Annotated in this window: 24 protein-coding genes; 19 read left to right on the top strand and 5 right to left on the bottom strand. The window is 70.3% G+C overall.

Going from position 1 to position 15,409, the window contains the following annotated elements; all coding sequences use genetic code 11:
• Nucleotides 1-1,623 carry an ABC transporter permease subunit gene (locus tag K8F61_RS17365; RefSeq protein WP_231820091.1) on the bottom strand — a complete coding sequence of 541 codons (1,623 nt, stop codon included), beginning with the start codon at nucleotides 1,621-1,623 and terminating at the stop codon, nucleotides 1-3.
• A gap of 117 nt (nucleotides 1,624-1,740) precedes the next feature.
• Nucleotides 1,741-2,988 (bottom strand): sugar ABC transporter substrate-binding protein, encoded by a 1,248-nt coding sequence (locus K8F61_RS17360; protein WP_231820090.1) that lies wholly within the window; start codon nucleotides 2,986-2,988, stop codon nucleotides 1,741-1,743.
• A gap of 219 nt (nucleotides 2,989-3,207) precedes the next feature.
• Between K8F61_RS17360 and K8F61_RS17355 the strand changes: the two genes are divergently transcribed.
• Complete coding sequence (locus K8F61_RS17355) at nucleotides 3,208-4,080, top strand: hypothetical protein (RefSeq protein ID WP_231820089.1); 873 nt, start codon at nucleotides 3,208-3,210, stop codon at nucleotides 4,078-4,080.
• Nucleotides 4,081-4,191: 111 nt separating this feature from the next.
• Here the strand turns inward: K8F61_RS17355 and K8F61_RS17350 are convergent, their stop codons facing one another.
• Nucleotides 4,192-5,727: a recombinase family protein gene (locus K8F61_RS17350; protein ID WP_231820088.1), complete on the bottom strand. Its 1,536-nt coding sequence runs from the start codon at nucleotides 5,725-5,727 to the stop codon at nucleotides 4,192-4,194.
• Nucleotides 5,728-5,878: 151 nt separating this feature from the next.
• Complete coding sequence (locus K8F61_RS17345; RefSeq protein ID WP_231820087.1) at nucleotides 5,879-6,124, bottom strand: helix-turn-helix domain-containing protein; 246 nt, start codon at nucleotides 6,122-6,124, stop codon at nucleotides 5,879-5,881.
• 103 nt (nucleotides 6,125-6,227) lie between these two features.
• Between K8F61_RS17345 and K8F61_RS17340 the strand changes: the two genes are divergently transcribed.
• The 16 genes from K8F61_RS17340 (at nucleotide 6,228) to K8F61_RS17265 (ending at nucleotide 14,257) form a co-directional block, all read left to right on the top strand.
• Nucleotides 6,228-6,500 (top strand): helix-turn-helix domain-containing protein, encoded by a 273-nt coding sequence (locus K8F61_RS17340; protein WP_231820086.1) that lies wholly within the window; start codon nucleotides 6,228-6,230, stop codon nucleotides 6,498-6,500.
• A gap of 123 nt (nucleotides 6,501-6,623) precedes the next feature.
• Nucleotides 6,624-6,875 carry a hypothetical protein gene (locus K8F61_RS17335; RefSeq protein ID WP_231820085.1) on the top strand — a complete coding sequence of 84 codons (252 nt, stop codon included), beginning with the start codon at nucleotides 6,624-6,626 and terminating at the stop codon, nucleotides 6,873-6,875.
• Nucleotides 6,876-6,889: 14 nt separating this feature from the next.
• Entirely contained in the window at nucleotides 6,890-7,207 is a 318-nt protein-coding gene (locus K8F61_RS17330) for a hypothetical protein (protein WP_231820084.1), read from the top strand.
• Nucleotides 7,204-7,392 carry a hypothetical protein gene (locus K8F61_RS17325; RefSeq protein WP_231820083.1) on the top strand — a complete coding sequence of 63 codons (189 nt, stop codon included), beginning with the start codon at nucleotides 7,204-7,206 and terminating at the stop codon, nucleotides 7,390-7,392. The genes K8F61_RS17330 and K8F61_RS17325 overlap by 4 nt, the downstream gene beginning before the upstream one ends.
• Entirely contained in the window at nucleotides 7,389-7,814 is a 426-nt protein-coding gene (locus tag K8F61_RS17320; RefSeq protein ID WP_231820082.1) for a hypothetical protein, read from the top strand. Before K8F61_RS17325 ends, K8F61_RS17320 begins: the two co-directional genes overlap by 4 nt.
• Nucleotides 7,811-8,758: a YqaJ viral recombinase family protein gene (locus K8F61_RS17315; protein WP_231820081.1), complete on the top strand. Its 948-nt coding sequence runs from the start codon at nucleotides 7,811-7,813 to the stop codon at nucleotides 8,756-8,758. Before K8F61_RS17320 ends, K8F61_RS17315 begins: the two co-directional genes overlap by 4 nt.
• Nucleotides 8,759-8,761: 3 nt before the next feature.
• Nucleotides 8,762-9,574 carry an ERF family protein gene (locus K8F61_RS17310; protein ID WP_231820080.1) on the top strand — a complete coding sequence of 271 codons (813 nt, stop codon included), beginning with the start codon at nucleotides 8,762-8,764 and terminating at the stop codon, nucleotides 9,572-9,574.
• Entirely contained in the window at nucleotides 9,571-10,296 is a 726-nt protein-coding gene (locus tag K8F61_RS17305) for a hypothetical protein (protein WP_231820079.1), read from the top strand. The genes K8F61_RS17310 and K8F61_RS17305 overlap by 4 nt, the downstream gene beginning before the upstream one ends.
• Nucleotides 10,293-10,724 (top strand): hypothetical protein, encoded by a 432-nt coding sequence (locus K8F61_RS17300; protein WP_231820078.1) that lies wholly within the window; start codon nucleotides 10,293-10,295, stop codon nucleotides 10,722-10,724. Before K8F61_RS17305 ends, K8F61_RS17300 begins: the two co-directional genes overlap by 4 nt.
• Nucleotides 10,717-11,130 carry an HNH endonuclease gene (locus K8F61_RS17295; RefSeq protein ID WP_231820077.1) on the top strand — a complete coding sequence of 138 codons (414 nt, stop codon included), beginning with the start codon at nucleotides 10,717-10,719 and terminating at the stop codon, nucleotides 11,128-11,130. Before K8F61_RS17300 ends, K8F61_RS17295 begins: the two co-directional genes overlap by 8 nt.
• The gene (locus K8F61_RS17290; RefSeq protein ID WP_231820076.1) at nucleotides 11,111-11,854 is read left to right on the top strand and encodes a hypothetical protein; all 744 of its coding nucleotides are present in this window, start codon (nucleotides 11,111-11,113) and stop codon (nucleotides 11,852-11,854) included. Before K8F61_RS17295 ends, K8F61_RS17290 begins: the two co-directional genes overlap by 20 nt.
• A complete protein-coding gene (locus K8F61_RS17285; RefSeq protein ID WP_231820075.1) occupies nucleotides 11,851-12,051 on the top strand; it encodes a hypothetical protein in 201 nt (66 codons plus the stop codon). Before K8F61_RS17290 ends, K8F61_RS17285 begins: the two co-directional genes overlap by 4 nt.
• Before the next feature lies 1 nt (nucleotide 12,052).
• The gene (locus K8F61_RS17280) at nucleotides 12,053-12,547 is read left to right on the top strand and encodes a single-stranded DNA-binding protein (RefSeq protein ID WP_231820074.1); all 495 of its coding nucleotides are present in this window, start codon (nucleotides 12,053-12,055) and stop codon (nucleotides 12,545-12,547) included.
• Nucleotides 12,548-12,693: 146 nt separating this feature from the next.
• The gene (locus K8F61_RS17275) at nucleotides 12,694-13,497 is read left to right on the top strand and encodes a hypothetical protein (RefSeq protein ID WP_231820073.1); all 804 of its coding nucleotides are present in this window, start codon (nucleotides 12,694-12,696) and stop codon (nucleotides 13,495-13,497) included.
• Nucleotides 13,494-14,021 (top strand): hypothetical protein, encoded by a 528-nt coding sequence (locus tag K8F61_RS17270; RefSeq protein ID WP_231820072.1) that lies wholly within the window; start codon nucleotides 13,494-13,496, stop codon nucleotides 14,019-14,021. The genes K8F61_RS17275 and K8F61_RS17270 overlap by 4 nt, the downstream gene beginning before the upstream one ends.
• Before the next feature lie 20 nt (nucleotides 14,022-14,041).
• Nucleotides 14,042-14,257, top strand: coding sequence for a hypothetical protein (locus K8F61_RS17265; protein WP_231820071.1), 216 nt, complete (start codon nucleotides 14,042-14,044; stop codon nucleotides 14,255-14,257).
• Between the two features lie 215 nt (nucleotides 14,258-14,472).
• Here K8F61_RS17265 and K8F61_RS17260 read toward each other — a convergent pair whose 3' ends face one another.
• Nucleotides 14,473-14,745, bottom strand: coding sequence for a hypothetical protein (locus K8F61_RS17260; protein ID WP_231820070.1), 273 nt, complete (start codon nucleotides 14,743-14,745; stop codon nucleotides 14,473-14,475).
• A gap of 235 nt (nucleotides 14,746-14,980) precedes the next feature.
• Between K8F61_RS17260 and K8F61_RS19085 the strand changes: the two genes are divergently transcribed.
• Nucleotides 14,981-15,112, top strand: a complete 132-nt coding sequence (locus K8F61_RS19085; RefSeq protein ID WP_269456629.1) for a hypothetical protein — start codon at nucleotides 14,981-14,983, stop codon at nucleotides 15,110-15,112.
• On the top strand, nucleotides 15,109-15,345 hold the full coding sequence (locus tag K8F61_RS17255; RefSeq protein WP_231820069.1) for an excisionase family DNA-binding protein: 237 nt from the start codon (nucleotides 15,109-15,111) through the stop codon (nucleotides 15,343-15,345). Before K8F61_RS19085 ends, K8F61_RS17255 begins: the two co-directional genes overlap by 4 nt.
• The last annotated feature ends 64 nt before the right edge of the window (nucleotides 15,346-15,409 follow it).

Genomic DNA, 15,409 nt, shown 5'->3' with positions numbered 1-15,409 from the left:
TCAGTTCAGCTCCTCGAGCACCTTGGTCTGGCGGAACCCGAGGTACGAGATCACGCCCACGATGAGGAAGATGATGATCGAGAACGCGCTCGCCAGGCCGTAGTCGCGCAGCTGTCCGACGAACGCCACCTTGTAGACCATGGAGATGAGGATGTCGGTCGCCCCGACGTTGATGCTCGCGTCGGCGAAGCGGGGACCGCCGCGCGTCAGCATGTAGATCAGGTTGAAGTTGTTGAAGTTGAACGCGAACGACGAGATGAGCAGCGGCGCGACGGACACGAGAAGCAGCGGGAACTTGATCCGCCGGAAGATCTGCCACACGTTCGCGCCGTCCATCCGCGCCGCCTCGGTGATGTCCTCGGGGATCGACTGGATCGCTCCCGTGCAGACGAGGAACATGTACGGGAAGCCCAGCCAGAGGTTCACGATCAGGATCGCCGCCTTCGCGAGCCATTCGTTCTGCAGCCAGGGCACCTCCGCGCCGCCGAGGAGCACCTGGTTCACGAAGCCGAAGTCCTGGTTGAACATGCCCGCCCAGACCAGCGCCGACAGGAATGCCGGGAAGGCGTAGGGCAGGATCATGATCACCCGGTAGTACTTGCGGCTGCGCATCCTCGGGTCGTTGAACACGATCGCGAGGAACAGCCCGAGGGCGAACGTCGTCGCCACCGAGAGCACGGCGAACACGAGGGTCCAGGCGGCCACCGCGAGGAACGGCTCCCGGATGCTCGGCTCCGTGAACGCCCGCGTGAAGTTCGCGAAGCCGACGTTGGCCGACCAGCCAGGCAGAAGCTCCTCGCCGTCGGCGGAGGTGAAGGCCCCGGTGCCGATGTCGCGGTAGACCGTCCCGGTCCTCACGTCCGTCATGGTGTCCGCGGACGCGTCCCAGGCGAGGTCGGACAGGTACGTCTGCGCGCTGGAGACGTCCTTCATCCGCAGGTAGCCGTCCGCCGGGTCGTCCGAGACGGGGACGGCGACGGCCGACACGAGGGTCTGGTTCTTCACGACCGTGCCGAAGTCGAGCGTCGTGTAGCCGTCCACGGCGACGGCCTTGTCGCCGTCGAACTCGGCGTCGACCGGGGCGAGCGCCTCGCCGGTGGTGCCGATCTCGGCCTCGCCGGTCTCGGGATCGGTGACGAGGAGGAAGTACGCGCCGTCGCGCTCCAGCACGGTCGCGTCGTACACCGGGCCGCCCTCGACCGGGCTCTCCGACTGGACGAGGAGCGCCGCGACGGCGTCCTCCTTCGTCGAGTTGTGCCCTGTGCCGTAGTTCGTGAAGGCGATGTAGACGGTGTAGCCGACGACGAACACCTGGAAGATCAGGAGGAAGATCAGTCCCGGCGTCAGGTACTTCGCCGGCAGCAGTCCGGGGGTGAGGTACACGACCGTCACGGCGACGGCCAGGAGCAGCACGACCGCGGCCACGATCCAGGATCCTGCCGCGATCAGGACCATGGCGGCGTAGACGGCGGCCGCGTCGATGATCGCCAGCGCGGCGATCTTGACCAGCCACACCTTCCATCCCGCGGCGGCGGCCTCGGCGTACCGCTCTGCGCGGCGGCGCCGGCGCGCGGCGCCGGGGTCCTCCCCGGCTCTCGGCTCCTCGATGACGGGCGCGGTCATCCGTTCTCCTGCGTTCGTGTGCGGTCGGTGTCGTGTCGTGGCGGGGCGTCCGCCGGCGGCGATGCGGATCCGGGGTGTCCGGCCGGGCCGAGGACCCGGCCGGACGCCCCGAGCCGGTCAGCCGAGCTTCGCCTGGATGTCGGCGGTCATCTTGGCCCAGGTCGCCGCGGGGTCCTCGCCCTTGATGACGGCGGCCTCGGTCACGCCCCAGAACTCCCAGACGGCGCCCATCTCCGGGATCGACGGCATCGGGACGCCGTCCTTGCCGACGGCGCCGAAGCCCGCGACGATCGGGTCGGCGGAGGCCTTCTCGAACGCGCTGGTCAGCGCGGGAGCACGGTCACCGGCCTCGAACAGGGCGGTCTGCACGTCCTCGGTGGCCAGGTAGTTCGTGAGGAACTCGTTGGCGATCAGCGTGTTCTCGGACTTCGCGTTGACGTAGAAGCCCTGGACGCCGACGAAGGGGCGGGCGGGCTGTCCGCCCGCGGAGGGGATCGGGTCCACGGCGATGTTGATGCCCTTGGCCTGCGCATCGGCGACGTTCCAGGGACCGGTGAGGATGAACGGGGACTTGCCGGAGTTGAAGGCCTCCTTCGACAGGTCCTGGGTGAGGTTCAGGTTGATCGTGCCGGCCTTGCCCTGCTGGCCGAGCCAGGTCGCGAAGGCGACGCCTGTCTCGTCGCCGACCGTCAGCTTCGAGCCGTCGTAGCTGCCGTCCGCGTTCTGCGCGAACACGGAGTTCCCGAACGAGGTCTGGAACGGGTACAGGTGGTACGGGTCGGCGTTGGCCGGGTCGAGGCCGACCACGAACGGGTACTGCACGCCCGCCGCGGTGCCCTTGGCGATCATGTCGTCGAAGCTCTTGGGCGCCTCGGGGACCAGGTCCGCGTTGCGCATCAGCGCGATGTTCTCGATCGCGTACGGCAGGCCGTAGACCTTGCCGTCGTCCGTGAACGCGGACACGGCGACGGACTGGAACTCCGCGGCCTTGTCGCCGAGGTCCACAGGGGCGACCAGGCCGTTCTGGACGAAGCCGCCGAGCCAGTCGTGGGCGCCGACGGTGATGTCCGGCCCCTTCCCGGTCGGCACCTGCGCGGCGAACTCCTCCTGGATCTTGCTGAAGTCCTTGGTGACGAGCTTGACGGCGACGCCCTTGTCCTCCTCGAACGCCGCGGCCACGTCCTTGAGCGCCGTGGCGCGGTTCGCGTCGACCCAGATCGTGAGCGTTCCTGCGGCGCCGGCGCCGTCGGATCCGTTGTCCCCGCCGGAACCGGACTCCGCGTTCCCGCCGCAGCCGGTCAGGGCGACGGCTCCGGCCACGAGGAGGGCGCCGAGCCCGAGTGCGCTCTTGGTGTTCACCTTCATCGGTGTGCCTCTCTGATGTGTGTGAGGAGCCCGGACCGGGTCGGTCGGCCCCATCGCCTGATTGCAAGCGTTTACAGTATGACCTCGCATCGCCGCGATTGCAACGGAGACGACGCTGGAAAGAATGTGAAAGCGTTTCCATGTCGTCGGCTTCTCTGGACGAAGGCACTCCACCCCTCGCACCATGGGTGCGCCGTGTCATCGCAGATCGGAGCCCGCATGGCCCTGCCCTCCGCCTCGTCCGCCCCGGTGTCCGCGAGGACTCCGTCCGCCGACGTGCGCCCGCCGACCGCGCTTCCCGCGCTCGCCGTGCTGATGATCGCGTTCTCCTCCTGGGTCCTCGCCCCGCTCCGGCTGGCACGCGGGTGGCCGCCGGATCTCGGGTTCACCCGCGACAACACGCTCTATGTGCTCATCACCACCACGGCGGCCGCCACCGTGCTGCTCGTGCTCGGCGCGGTCTCCGTCCGTGCCCGGTGGCTCGTCGTCGCCGCCGGGGTCGTCGCTCTCCTGCATGGCGCGGCCGCCGCCGCGATGCTGCTGATCCAGCTGATGGGTGAGGCCCGCGCGGAGTTCCTCCTCGAGTCCGGGCTGCTGCTGGCGGCCCTGACGTGCGGGCTGATCGCGACCGTCTTCGGAGTCTTCGCGTGCCGTGCACCCTCGCACACTCCCCTGCTGATCGCTCTGGCGCTCGGCGGCGCCGCTGTTGCGCTGGAGGCCGCCGCCGATCAGGCCCGATACCTGGCGATGACGCACGGACAGGGGTGGACGGTGTGGTCGCTCATCGGCCTGACCTCCGTGGCCGCACTCGGCTTCGCGGCCGCGCTCGCCGGCCTGCGAGCGCCCGGTCCGCGCGTGATCGCCGCCGCCGTCCTGATCATCCCGCTCGTCGATCGGACGCGAGTGCTCGTCAGCACCCTCCGCACGGGCTCCGGCCGTCTCGGCGTTCCGGGCGCGGGGACGCTCGAGGCCATGGGCATCCTCACGATGTCCCTGCGCGTGCTCGCCGTGGTCGCGGCGATCGCCCTGCTGATCGCGGCGGCGGTGCAGATCGCCCGCCGGCGGCAGGAGACGTCCGCGCCGCCCGGATGACCCGGCCGGGACGGCTCGATACACTGACGGCATGGCTGACTCTTCGTTCGACATCGTGATGTAGAAACGGCCAACCACCCTCCGCCGCGTTACGAACGGGGAGACGAAGGGCTACGCCTCCCAGCGGGGGACGATCGTGAAGCGGTCCCCGCGGAAGCCGCGGTGAGCGGCCGGGGCGACGACGACGCGGTCGAGCAGCGGACGCAGCAGCAGGTTCTTCTGCTCCGTGTTCAGCGTTGCCCACAGGTCGCGGAGGTTCCGCGGGACCTCCGCGGGTGCGCGCTCGATCACCGGGTTGCTGGTTGCGGCCCTCACGGCTTCCTCGGCGGCGTCGCGGTCGGCCTGGATGCTCTCCGCGGCCGCCCGGTAGGCGGCGTCGCTGACGGTTCCGTCTGCGAGCTTGATCGTGAGCGCCGCGAGACGTTCGTCGGCCTTCTCGATCCGCGCGCGGGCGCGCCGCAGGGTGAACTCCGAGTCCCGCCGCTTGCCGACGCGCGCGGCCTGAGCGGCGACGCGGGCGTCGGCATCCTCAGCGAATCCGAACAGCCACTCCTCGACGAACTTCTCCACCCGCCATGCGACGACCGACACCTTCCGGACGCCTGTGGTCGTCGCCGCGCGCGAGCACACGTACGTGTACTGACCGTCCGTCCGCTTCCCGTGCATCGACCTCCCGCAATCGCCGCAGCGGACGATCCCGGCGAGCAGGTAGGGGGTGCGAGCGCGCGCGGAGCGCCCGCTGCCGGACGCGCGGCGGGCGACGTAGGCGTCCCACGTCGCCGTGTCGATAACAGCGTCGTGCACACCCTGAGAGTAGCGGCGCTTCCACGGCGGCGGAATAACGCGCTTCTTGTTCACGACCTCGGTATGGCCGAGCAGCCCGGCCCCGAACCCGCTGTCCAGCATGCGGATGACGCCTGCGTAGGTCCACCGCTCTCGGCCGTCGGTGTGACCGCTCTCGTTGAGGTGGCGGGTGATCTTTGCGTACCCGGCTCCGGCGATGTACATGCGGTAGAGCTCCCGCAGCACCTGCCCGGTGACCGGGTCCGGCTCATGGATGCCGTGTGGGCGGGTGCGCTCGCACGACTTCGGACAGTTGTCCGAGTGTACGGGCTGGACGTAGCCAAACCGGTGCCCTCCCGTCGGCGGCAGCCCCTTACGCACCCGACGCTGGTGCGTCTCCCGCCAGGTCTCCCCGATCAGCTCGGCCTGCATGACGTTGTGCGCGACGATGACGTCCCGGGAGAACCGCCCCGCCGACGTCGTCGTGTCGAGCAGCTCCGTCGCCGATTCCAGGACTCCCCCGGCCGACTCGATGCGGTCGATGGCGACCGCCCACCGCAGCCGGTGGCGCGCGGAGCGGGAGAGCTGCCACACGAACAGGGCCTCGACCTCCCCCGCCTCCAGGCGCGCAATCGCGCTGTCGAGCTTCGCCCACCACTTCGAGTCGTTCCTCGATGCGGAGTAGCGGCGGTCGTCGGCGGCGACGATCCAATCGACGACGGGCGTGTTGGTGCGTGCGGCGTGCTGCTCGATTGCATGCCGCTGGATCTCGGGGCTCGTCGTCCCGTCGCGCTCCCATGACACTCGGATGATCCCGAGCGCCCGGCGCGCCTGGCGCGGTGTCACCGCCGGTACAGCAGCCATGAGTTCCCCCAACGGGTCGTCGGAGCGGCCCGGCTAGGGTCCGCAGAGTGGGCTAATATTTCGAATATTACTTCGAGACTAGAACGGGAGAGCAATGATGCTGACGGTGGCACAGATCGCGGAAGTCGCGCGCGCCTGCGAGGTGAAGCCGTCACTCGCCATCGACCACCTGCTCCGCTCGCTCGAAGATCCGGCGGGGGTCAACCCCAAGCACGCGGCATAGTTCCGCGAGCGCCGGGAGGGGGATGTCGCGCTTCCCGTTGAGGTAGTTGAGGACGGTCGTCTTCGCGTACCCCGTAGCCGCGACGAGCGCATCAATGGTGATGCGCTGCTTTGCGCGCTCGCCGCGCAGCTCCGCTGCGACGGCCGCGTTGAACCTGTCTCCGTAGATACCCATGCCTCAATGATAGCTCCGTTTGGCGACCAGAGGTAGTCGAATCAACCACTCCGGTGTTCGTTCGCGCACCTTTTGGTAGTCATACGTGTGTTACGGTGCTCGTATGGCTACCAACTCAGACACGACCAATCTCATCGCGCAGGCCATCGCCGATGAGGACCGCACCCAGGCGTGGACCGCTGACAAGGCCGGGATCGCGCAGCCGACGTTCTACCGGAAGATGCGCGGCGGCGGCGGCGACTGGACCGTCTCGGAGGTCGCCCGCATCGCCAAGGCGCTGCGTCGACACCCCGCGGACCTCCTGCCCGCCGAGTTCGCCCCCGACAACCGGGCAACCCCGCCCCGGACCGTCGCCCCGTTCGCCGCAGCGGCATGACCAAGGACGAGTGCTTCGAGCTGTTTGGCGAAGTCGCTCGGCAGCTCATGGAGCAGAACCAGAACACCCCCACCGAAACCGTCCCGGCCGCCCAGGCCGCGTGACGCACCGAAGGAGCTAGACATGACCACGAACGAGACCCCCGAGCAGTCCACCCCGGCGCACGACGAGGCCGCCGTCACCCTCACCGACGCGGAGTGGAGGACCGTCATCGCCGCGCTGGTCTTCGTCGGCCAGCAGGCCGAGAGGATGGGGCATCACGAGGCCGCGCTCGACGCGGACAATCTCGGGGCGAAGATCGCCTCGCAGGCGGACCCCGAGCGCTGGGCCTTCGCCAACGCCCTCATCGACGTCCTGAGCGGGGTAGCCCGGTGAGCGCCGCGGAGCAGTTGGCACGCTCGACCGATCCGGCCACGAGCCACGCAGCCATCCCAGGCCGCGAGCGCCGCGAGGAGCAGAAGCGGGCGATCCTGTGGCTGCTGACCAACCTCGGCCCGATGACGGACCACGAGCTGCAGTTCCACTACAAGCGGCTCCGGTCGCAGCACAACTGGCCCGCGACGCAGCTCGACTCGGTGCGCAAGCGCCGCTCGGACCTCAAGACGGAGGGGCGGGTGGTCAGCACCGGCCGTGTCTCCGGGTTCGCAGGCGGCCCTGCCTCCACGGTCTGGGCGGCCGCAGCACTCTCCGAGGCGGCGGCGGCATGAAGCGCCCGGCCATCTTCCGCCGCACCCACCGCTACTGGGTGATGCCCGTCCAGATGATCCTGCTGTCCCTCGCGTTCGCCGGGCTGTTCGCCTTCCTCGTGACCGGCGTGTTCAACGCTGTCCCGCTGGTCGGCCTGCTCGCGCTCGCCGCGTTCGTCGTCGTGTCGGGGGTGACGTCCCGGTGAGTGTGTACAAGATCCCGCTGCCGTGGGGCGCGCCCCCGCTGACGGCGAACCATCGCCTGCACTTCCGCGAGGAGGCGAAGCGCACTGCTGCGATCCGCCGCGCCGCCCGCGAGGGTGCGGTCGCCCAGCGCATCCCAGCGATGACTCGCCCGACGGTCACCCTCGTGTGGCTCGTGGAGACGAGGCACCGGCGCGACGCGGACAACCTCGTCCCCACGCTGAAGGCGCTTGCCGACGGCCTGGTCGACGCCAGAGTCACCGCGGATGACACCCCGGAGGCGATGCACAAGCCCATGCCGATCATCGCCTACGCGAAGGGGCACCCCGCTGCCCCCGGCATGACCCTCCTGCTTTGGGAGTCGGACGGCCCGACCGCCGAGGAAGAACGCGCGCTCGCCGCGCTGGAGGTGAACCTCGCATGACACCCGCAATCGTGAGGCACGGATTCCACGTCATCAACGACGGCACCGACCGCGCAAGCTGGCTCGCTGACCGCCTCCTCGGAGTGTCCGCGACGGACGCTGCCCGCATCATGACCGGCGGTGCGGGTACCTGGGCGACGCTCCGCAAGGAGAAGGAGAGCGGCCGCGGGTTCGGCGGCAACGACTACACCCGCCACGGCCGCGAGCGTGAGGCGGCCATCGCCGCCTGGGCGCAGCACGAGTTCGGCCTGATCCCGTCGACAGCGTTGGTCGGCCGCGCCGACGGAGAACACCTCGCCGGGTACGACGACGACCGCCCGTTCTCCTTTGACCTGGCGACGCCGGACGCGCTCGACGTCGACCCCGACGACGGGCGGTGCCACCAGATCGGCGAGTTCAAGACGACCGTGAAGGACTGGCCGACCTGGGGCGACGTCCCGCGCCGGTACTTCTGGCAGGTCGTCTGGCAGCTCCACGTGACCGGCGCTGACCGCTGCCGGTTTGTGTTCGAGGCGCATGAGGACTTCGTCCCCCTGCACATGGTGCCGCGGGTGTTCACCGTCGAGCGCGCCGACGTGCTCGATGACATCGAGGAGGCGAAGGCGCAGGTCGCCGCATGGCGCGCGTTCGACGGCGAGGCCGTACCCGAGGGCCTGGAAGCGCTGGACGCGCTGCTGTCGCGCCGCGAGGCCGCGAAGGAGGCCGCCGCGGCGGCAGCCGACCGGGTCGCCGCGGTCGAGGCCGAGATGCGCACGCTGCTCGTCGACTACGGCAAGCCCGTGAAGTTCGCGGGCACCGGCTCGAACGTCACCTGGACCGGCATGCCCGTCAAGACCGACCGCTTCGACTCGGCCGCCTTCAAGAAGGCCGACCCCGACACGTACGCCCGATTCATCAAGACCACCGAGTCGCAGCCGCGGCTCACCATCACCGCAAGGAGCTAGACCATGGTCGCGCAGAAGACCAAGACCATCGAGGCCGACGTCTCGATCCAGGCCCGCACGCTGCCCCACATCGAGCACGCCGACCTGCCGACCGCGCTCGCCGCGTTCCAGGCCGAGGTGCCCTCGGTCCGCAAGGACAACGAGGCGGCCGTCACCGCGAAGGACGGCGGCCGGTCGTACCGGTACCGGTACGCCGATCTGTCCGATGTGACGGAGGCCGCGTTGCCGCTGCTCGGCAAGCACGGCCTGTCCTTCGTCGCCGCTCCTACGCAGACGAAGCGCGGGTTCGTGCTGAAGTACGCGCTGCGCCACGAGTCCGGCGGCGTCATCAAGGGCACCTACCCGCTGCCCGCGGCGTCCGCCGCGCCCCAGGCGCTCGGGGCAGCGATCACGTACGCCCGGCGTTACTCGCTCTGTGCCGTGACAGGTGTGGCCCCCGGCGGTGACGATGACGATGCGCACGCCACACCCACGGCCGAGCAGACGGCCCAGGCGCAGCGCGCAGACCGCCAGCGGAAGCAGCGCTCCGGGGCCGTCCCGCGGGACCAGGAGTTCCGGGACCGCGCCAACGCCGCCCACTCGCGCGAGGACGTCGCCGCGGTTTGGCAGGAGGCGCGGGCGGCCGCGAAGCAGGGCGAGGTGACCGCTGCGACCCTCGACGCCATCGCCGCCATTGGTCACGCGCGTGCCTCCGCCGAGCAGCCGGAGACCGATGACGGCTCTGCCGCGGCTGCGGAGGCGACCGCCGAGGCCACGGCCGCCGCGGCGCACGCGGCCGAGCGGGCGGCCCTGGGCGCGGGGACGGTGAGCGCATGAGCGGGACGGTCAGGCTTCCCGCTGAGCGGGTGAGGTGGCTCCTGCGCGGGGCGCTCGCCGCGGCATCCCGTGACGACGTGACCCCGGTTCTCACCGCGGTCCACTGGACCGTCGGCGACGGCCGCGTGACGGTCACGACGACCGACCGGTATCGGGTGCACCAGCTGTGCGTTCCCGCCCCTGCGGGCACGCCCGACGGCGCATTCCTGATGAGCCGTCACCAGGCCGAGCTGCTGAAGCAGTGGGGCCACGGCAAGGCGCGCTCCCGGCCGCTTGAGGTCGTCGACCTGACGTGGACTGATCCGGAGGCGGGCAAGCTGGTCCCCGGTGAGCGGGTGACGCGCCGCCACGTCGGCACCGTCCAGTTCGACATCTGGGAGTTCGACGGCTCGGACGCGGACCGCATGACGCACCTGTCGGACCAGGTGCGCGGGAACTTCCCGCCCGTCGCCCGGCTGTTCGACCAGTTCACGGACACGAAGGACGAGCCGCGAGCCGCGGAGCTCGCGCTGAACCCGGAGTTTCTGTCGGCCACACGGCACCTCCGGGAGGCCCCCGGCGACCCCCTGCGGGTCATGATGCCGAGCGCCTCGGAGCGGGACACGTCCGAGACCGGCGGTAGCTCCCTCCGCCCGCTTGTCGTCATGAACTTCCACGGCACGGCCCGCGCCCTCATCCAGCCGAACCTGGCCCTTCGTGTCGGAGCGGAGTTCGGGGCATGACCGGGCCGACGACCGCCGAGGAGTGGCGTGACCTCCACGACCGGGCGACCGCGCTCGTCGAGCAGACCGCGCTCGACCCCGCGACCATCGCGCAGACCCTGCACCACCTGTCGATGCTCGCCCTGGAACTGACCGACTACATCGGCCGCGAGAAGACCGGCCTGCTCGCCCTGGCGTCCGACGCCGAGCAGGACTTCGACGCACGGAAGGCGAAGCTGATCGACGACCTGCTCGGCGACGGGTTCCCGCTCACCCGGGCTCGCGAGCGCGCCAGCCATAGCCTCCGCGACTACCGCCGCGCGGCGGAGTCCGCGAAGCTCGCGGCCGACTATGCGAAGGGCGTCCTCGCGTCGGTGAACCGCCGCCACTTCGAGCTGATGAACGTCGGCAAGCACGTCGACTCCGCCATAGGGGGCCGCCGTGGCTGACCCAACCGACAAGGTGCGCCGCGGCGTCAAGGAGCGCGACGGCGAGCGGTGCGTGTCCTGCGGGACCGCCTGGGGGCTGACCTATCAGCACCGGCAGGCGGCCTCGCAGGGCGGCGCGGCGGACTACGCGAACGGCCTCGCCGCGTGCGTCGTCTGCAACGGCCGGTATGAGGCCGACATGCAGTCCCTGGCGCTGCTGAACGGGTGGAAGGTCCGCGGCTGGGTCGATGACCCGGCGCGGGTGCCGTACTACCACGTCGCGTCGAACTGCTGGTTCGCGGTCGCCGCGGACGGGCCGTGGCGCAGGCGAATCACGCGCGCCGAGGCGGTCGCGATGATGCGCGACGTCTACGGCGATGGATTCCTGAGAGGAGGGAGGAGCGGAGGTGGCGTACTTCCCCGTTGACGACGACCTGGCGTTCCACCCGAAGGTGCTCGCCGCTGGGAACGAGGCGATGGGCATGTGGACGCGCGCCGGGGCGCTGTGCAAGAAGCACACGACCGGCGGGTTCGTGACGACGGAGACGGCCCGAGCACTCGGGCCGAAGAAGGCCGCTGACCGGCTGGTCGCGGCGGGCCTGTGGGTCCCGGTGGAGGGCGGCTACCAGTTCCACGACTGGACCGCCCAGACGGGCAACGGCACTGCGGAGGAGGAGCGGGCACGGAAGGAGCGGATGCTCGCGAAGAACGCCGAGCGTCAGGCCCGGTGGCGGCAGAGGCAACGGGAGCGCGACGCCGAGAGTAACGCCGTTACTAACGGTGCGGGTAACTCGTCCGTAACACCCTCCCCCAGTCCCAGTCCCAGTCCCACGACCGAACCGATTGGACTACCTGAAGTCGGTCCTGACCCAGCCGCGCGCGAGCGGACCGACCTGAAGATTGCCCTCCCGGAAGACGTGCGGCTGGCCGCGTTCGACATGGGCATCCGGGACCTGCACGAGGTGGTCGTCCGGCTCGCCGCGGCGACGGAGCGGCCGGTCACCGGGGAGGCGGCCCTCGCCTACTCGCGGCTGGTGCTGTCTCGGGCCGCGCAGGAGCCGACCCACCCCGGCCCGTACATCCTCGCCGCCATCGACCAGCACCCGGACGAGGCGGCGAGCTACATCGACTGGGCGGGGCTGGCGGCATGAGGTACCGGCTCACCGCTGACGACTGGGCGGACGAGTACTTCGACCGGCTCCAGCGGTCGGCCGCCCGCATCGAACGCCTGCGCACCGAGCGCATGGCCCCCACCCGAGCGGTACGCGCGGCCCGCGCGTACGAGGACAAGACCGAACAGCTCACCCGCTACCTGCGGGCGGAGCACAACCGAAAGGACGTGGCCTGACATGGCCGGAGAGACCATCATCACCGCCGTCGGCAACCTCACCGCTGACCCGGAGCTGCGCTACACCCAGAGCGGGCTTCCCGTGGCGAACTTCACCATCGCGAGCACCCCTCGGAACTTCGACCGGCAGACCAACGAGTGGAAGGACGGCGACGCCCTGTTCCTCCGCTGCTCGGTCTGGCGCGAGTTCGCCGAGCACGTCGCCGGGAGCCTGACGAAGGGCATGCGCGTCGTCGCCCAGGGCCGCCTCCGCCAGCGCTCCTACCAGGACCGCGAGGGCAACAACCGCACCGCGATCGAGCTGGAGGTCGACGAGATCGGCCCCTCGCTCCGCTACGCGACGGCGCAGGTCACCCGCGCCGCCTCGCAGACCGCCCGCGGCGGGTCGAACGCCCCCGCAGCGGGCAACGGCGGCGGCTACACGACGAACGACGCCTGGGCACCGTCCGACAACGCCTGGGGCGCGGACAGCTTCGGCGACGACACCCCGTTCTAGGCGATGCACCGTCCGCAACGGGGCTGGGTACCACCCACCCGGCCCCACGACCCCCCACCGACCCGCTGCAGCCGCGCCTGCTGCTGGACCCCGTACAAGTGCGCCCGCAACGGGCGCTGCCACTGCCACCCGAAGGAGGCCGACCGGTGACGTTCACACTCCCCTGCGTAACCGCCCTGATGGGCCGCTCCTGCACCGTCCACGGCGAGCACCTCAGCACCTGCCGCGGCATCCAGTACGACGCCGGAGCGCGCCGAGCCGTCGAGTGCACCGGCTGCCTCCCGCAGCCCGCCACCCGCGGCATGCTCTGCGAGTCCTGCCACGAGCGGTACCAGGCCGCGCTCGACCTCGCCGTCGACCTGATCACCCACCTCCGCTCGGTGGAGCGAAGCACCAGCCCGGACACCGGCCGCAACCCCACCCGGCCCGGATCCCGCGTCATCGTCCCCGTCTCCTGGCTGACCGCCGACGACACCTGGGCCGCGCTCCGCGACCTCGCCTTCGCCTGCGACCCCCTGGACTTCCTCGAAGTCCGCAACGGCGGGACGACCGCGTACGGGTTCGGCTCTCGGGACACCATCGAGCACGTCAAGGACCGCGTCGAACTCGCCGTCGACCTGGCCCGCACCGGCGACCCGATGAACCTCGGCATCGCCGAGCGCGCCGTCCGGTTCTACCGCGCCGTCCAGTCCGCGCTCGCCGCGTTCCCCATGGAGGAGCAGGCCCGGATGCTTCCCTACGCCCGCTGCAACAAGGAGCGCGGCGGCTGCGGCGCGATGACCCTGCAGCGCCGCCCGCCGCTGCAGTACCTCGACCCGCTCGTCTACCGCTGCATCAACCCCGCCTGCGGCAAGAGCTGGGACCCGTTCATCGTCGAGCACGACCTCGCAGCGTACCGACACCACCTGGAGGCCGAGGCCTCCGCAACCGAAGGAGCTATCGCATCATGACCACCATCACCGTGAAGCCGCTCGGCGACGGAATCGAAATCGTCGAGCTGGCTGCTTCCTCGGGCCGGTCCACCGCCATCGGCGGCACCGCGCTCGACAAGGTCCGGGACTACCTCCAGGCCCGACGCGACGAGAAGCTCTACCGCTGGCGCAGCCCGGACTACCCCGACCATCCGGTCTACCCGGTGGACGACAACGAAGTGAGGGTGCTCAGCGAACACTCGCTGGATACCTACATCGTCCAGCGCGACATCGGGCCGTCGCTGTTCACGCCCTACGCCGCGGCGCACGCCTACTTCGAGGCCCATCCTGCGGTGCTGCCGCTTCCCACCGAGCCCGGCATCTACGCGCCGCGGAAGAACCTCGCCCGGCTCGGTCAGACGAACACCTACCGGCTGAACGAGGACGGTGGCTGGTCCGAGGCTTTCGGCGGCCGCGAGAAGCGAGACGCCCGCGACAAGGCCCTGCACGCGCACACCAACCTCGGCGGCCTCGTCCGCCTGGTTCCGGAGGTGACCGCGTGAACGCGGCGAGGCGGGGCCGCGTGTCGCCCCTCGTCGTTCTGGCGCTGGGCGGTCTCGTGCTCAGCGGGTGCGCGTCCGGCGGCAGCCCGGCCGTGGACGGCGACGCGGGCCAGCGGTCGTCGAAGCTGTACGAACGGACGATCAGCCTCACGGACGGCCGCACGGTGACGTGCATCACCTACCGCAGCGGCTATGCGGGCGGCCTGTCCTGCGACTGGGACGGAGCCGCCCGATGAGCGCGCATGTCACCGAGGGACAGCGCGCCGCGTGGCGGTGCTCTCGCTGCGGTTCGAGGCGGTCTGTCGGGTACGGCATGGGACCCGGCAGCGGTCCTGTGAAGGCGCAGTGCGTGCCATGCGGGGCCGTGTCCGACTGGCCGGTGACCGCCGACGTTGACGAGTGGGAAGAGCGCCTCGAAGCGTGCACCAACCGCCCGGACCGGAGTGAGCAGCTACAGGCGGAGCCAGTACCGGGTCTGGGGGAAGGCGGCCGGGTCGAGGTACGCGCCGAGGATCTTGTCGCACCGGCTGTCGAAGCTGGTGTCCAGATCGAGGCTCACGTCCTGGCCACCGACCAGGACGTGAGCGTCGTAGAACCAGACCGGCCGCGACCCGACGCGCTTGTGGATGACGTAGCCGATGACCTGCCCCTCGAATCGGACGTTCCACCGCTCCGGCTCGTGACGCCGCACGGTAACGGGCTCGACGGTCAGGCGGGGATCCACGCGGGCACAGTACCCCCAACCCCTGACAGTCCTGGCCCGGTGCCGTGACCGGCCACTACCCAGCCACCCTGTTTCGCTCCGGCGGGAAGGGCCAGACGATCACGGCCACGTGCTCGTGCGGCTGGGAGCGACCGGCGGCCAGCCACGAGCACTCGAACAGCCAGTTCGCCGACCACTACCTCGAAGCGACCGGGACGAGACCACCCGCACCGACACCACCGACAAGGAGAAGAACATGACCAAGCCGAAGAACGCGGCCGAAGCCATCGGGCAGGCGATAGGGATGATCGTCGTCGTCTGCGCGGGCGGGCTGTTCGTCGCGGCGTGCGCCTGGGCGTTCGTCGCGATCATGGGAGCAATCGCGTGACCGTGCCGCGCGTGATCCAGAAGCGCGAGCTCACCGTCGCCGAGGCCGCGGTCGCAACCGGGAAGTCGGTCGACACCATCTACCGCTGGATCCGCAACGGGAAGCTGCGCGCGACCGAAACCGCCGAGGGGATGACGGTCCGCACCGACCGGCTGCTCGAAGTGGCCGGGAGCGTGCGGTCGGGCCGCCCGCGTGTCGGGGTGGACAAAAACTCGCAAATCATGCAACGGTAGTTCACGTTGGATGGATTACTCTGTCCCGGAACGCCCCGCACACCTAGCTCCGTGCGGGGCGTTT

Origin of the sequence: Microbacterium resistens (assembly GCF_021172025.1) — a bacterium.
Lineage (GTDB): Bacteria > Actinomycetota > Actinomycetes > Actinomycetales > Microbacteriaceae > Microbacterium > Microbacterium resistens.
This window is presented reverse-complemented; position numbering and strand designations above follow the sequence as displayed.

Bases quoted from the DNA above. Each gene is read 5' to 3' on its own strand.
- K8F61_RS17325 (WP_231820083.1), top strand. From the start codon at position 7,204: ATGAAGCGCCCGGCCATCTTCCGCCGCACCCACCGCTACTGGGTGATG.
- K8F61_RS17340 (WP_231820086.1), top strand. From the start codon at position 6,228: ATGGCTACCAACTCAGACACGACCAATCTCATCGCGCAGGCCATCGCC.
- K8F61_RS17315 (WP_231820081.1), top strand. From the start codon at position 7,811: ATGACACCCGCAATCGTGAGGCACGGATTCCACGTCATCAACGACGGC.
- K8F61_RS17280 (WP_231820074.1), top strand. From the start codon at position 12,053: ATGGCCGGAGAGACCATCATCACCGCCGTCGGCAACCTCACCGCTGAC.
- K8F61_RS17335 (WP_231820085.1), top strand. From the start codon at position 6,624: ATGACCACGAACGAGACCCCCGAGCAGTCCACCCCGGCGCACGACGAG.
- K8F61_RS17270 (WP_231820072.1), top strand. From the start codon at position 13,494: ATGACCACCATCACCGTGAAGCCGCTCGGCGACGGAATCGAAATCGTC.
- K8F61_RS17310 (WP_231820080.1), top strand. From the start codon at position 8,762: ATGGTCGCGCAGAAGACCAAGACCATCGAGGCCGACGTCTCGATCCAG.
- K8F61_RS17300 (WP_231820078.1), top strand. From the start codon at position 10,293: ATGACCGGGCCGACGACCGCCGAGGAGTGGCGTGACCTCCACGACCGG.
- K8F61_RS17305 (WP_231820079.1), top strand. From the start codon at position 9,571: ATGAGCGGGACGGTCAGGCTTCCCGCTGAGCGGGTGAGGTGGCTCCTG.
- K8F61_RS19085 (WP_269456629.1), top strand. From the start codon at position 14,981: ATGACCAAGCCGAAGAACGCGGCCGAAGCCATCGGGCAGGCGATAGGG.
- K8F61_RS17365 (WP_231820091.1), bottom strand. From the start codon at position 1,623: ATGACCGCGCCCGTCATCGAGGAGCCGAGAGCCGGGGAGGACCCCGGC.
- K8F61_RS17345 (WP_231820087.1), bottom strand. From the start codon at position 6,124: ATGGGTATCTACGGAGACAGGTTCAACGCGGCCGTCGCAGCGGAGCTG.
- K8F61_RS17350 (WP_231820088.1), bottom strand. From the start codon at position 5,727: ATGGCTGCTGTACCGGCGGTGACACCGCGCCAGGCGCGCCGGGCGCTC.
- K8F61_RS17285 (WP_231820075.1), top strand. From the start codon at position 11,851: ATGAGGTACCGGCTCACCGCTGACGACTGGGCGGACGAGTACTTCGAC.
- K8F61_RS17360 (WP_231820090.1), bottom strand. From the start codon at position 2,988: ATGAAGGTGAACACCAAGAGCGCACTCGGGCTCGGCGCCCTCCTCGTG.
- K8F61_RS17355 (WP_231820089.1), top strand. From the start codon at position 3,208: ATGGCCCTGCCCTCCGCCTCGTCCGCCCCGGTGTCCGCGAGGACTCCG.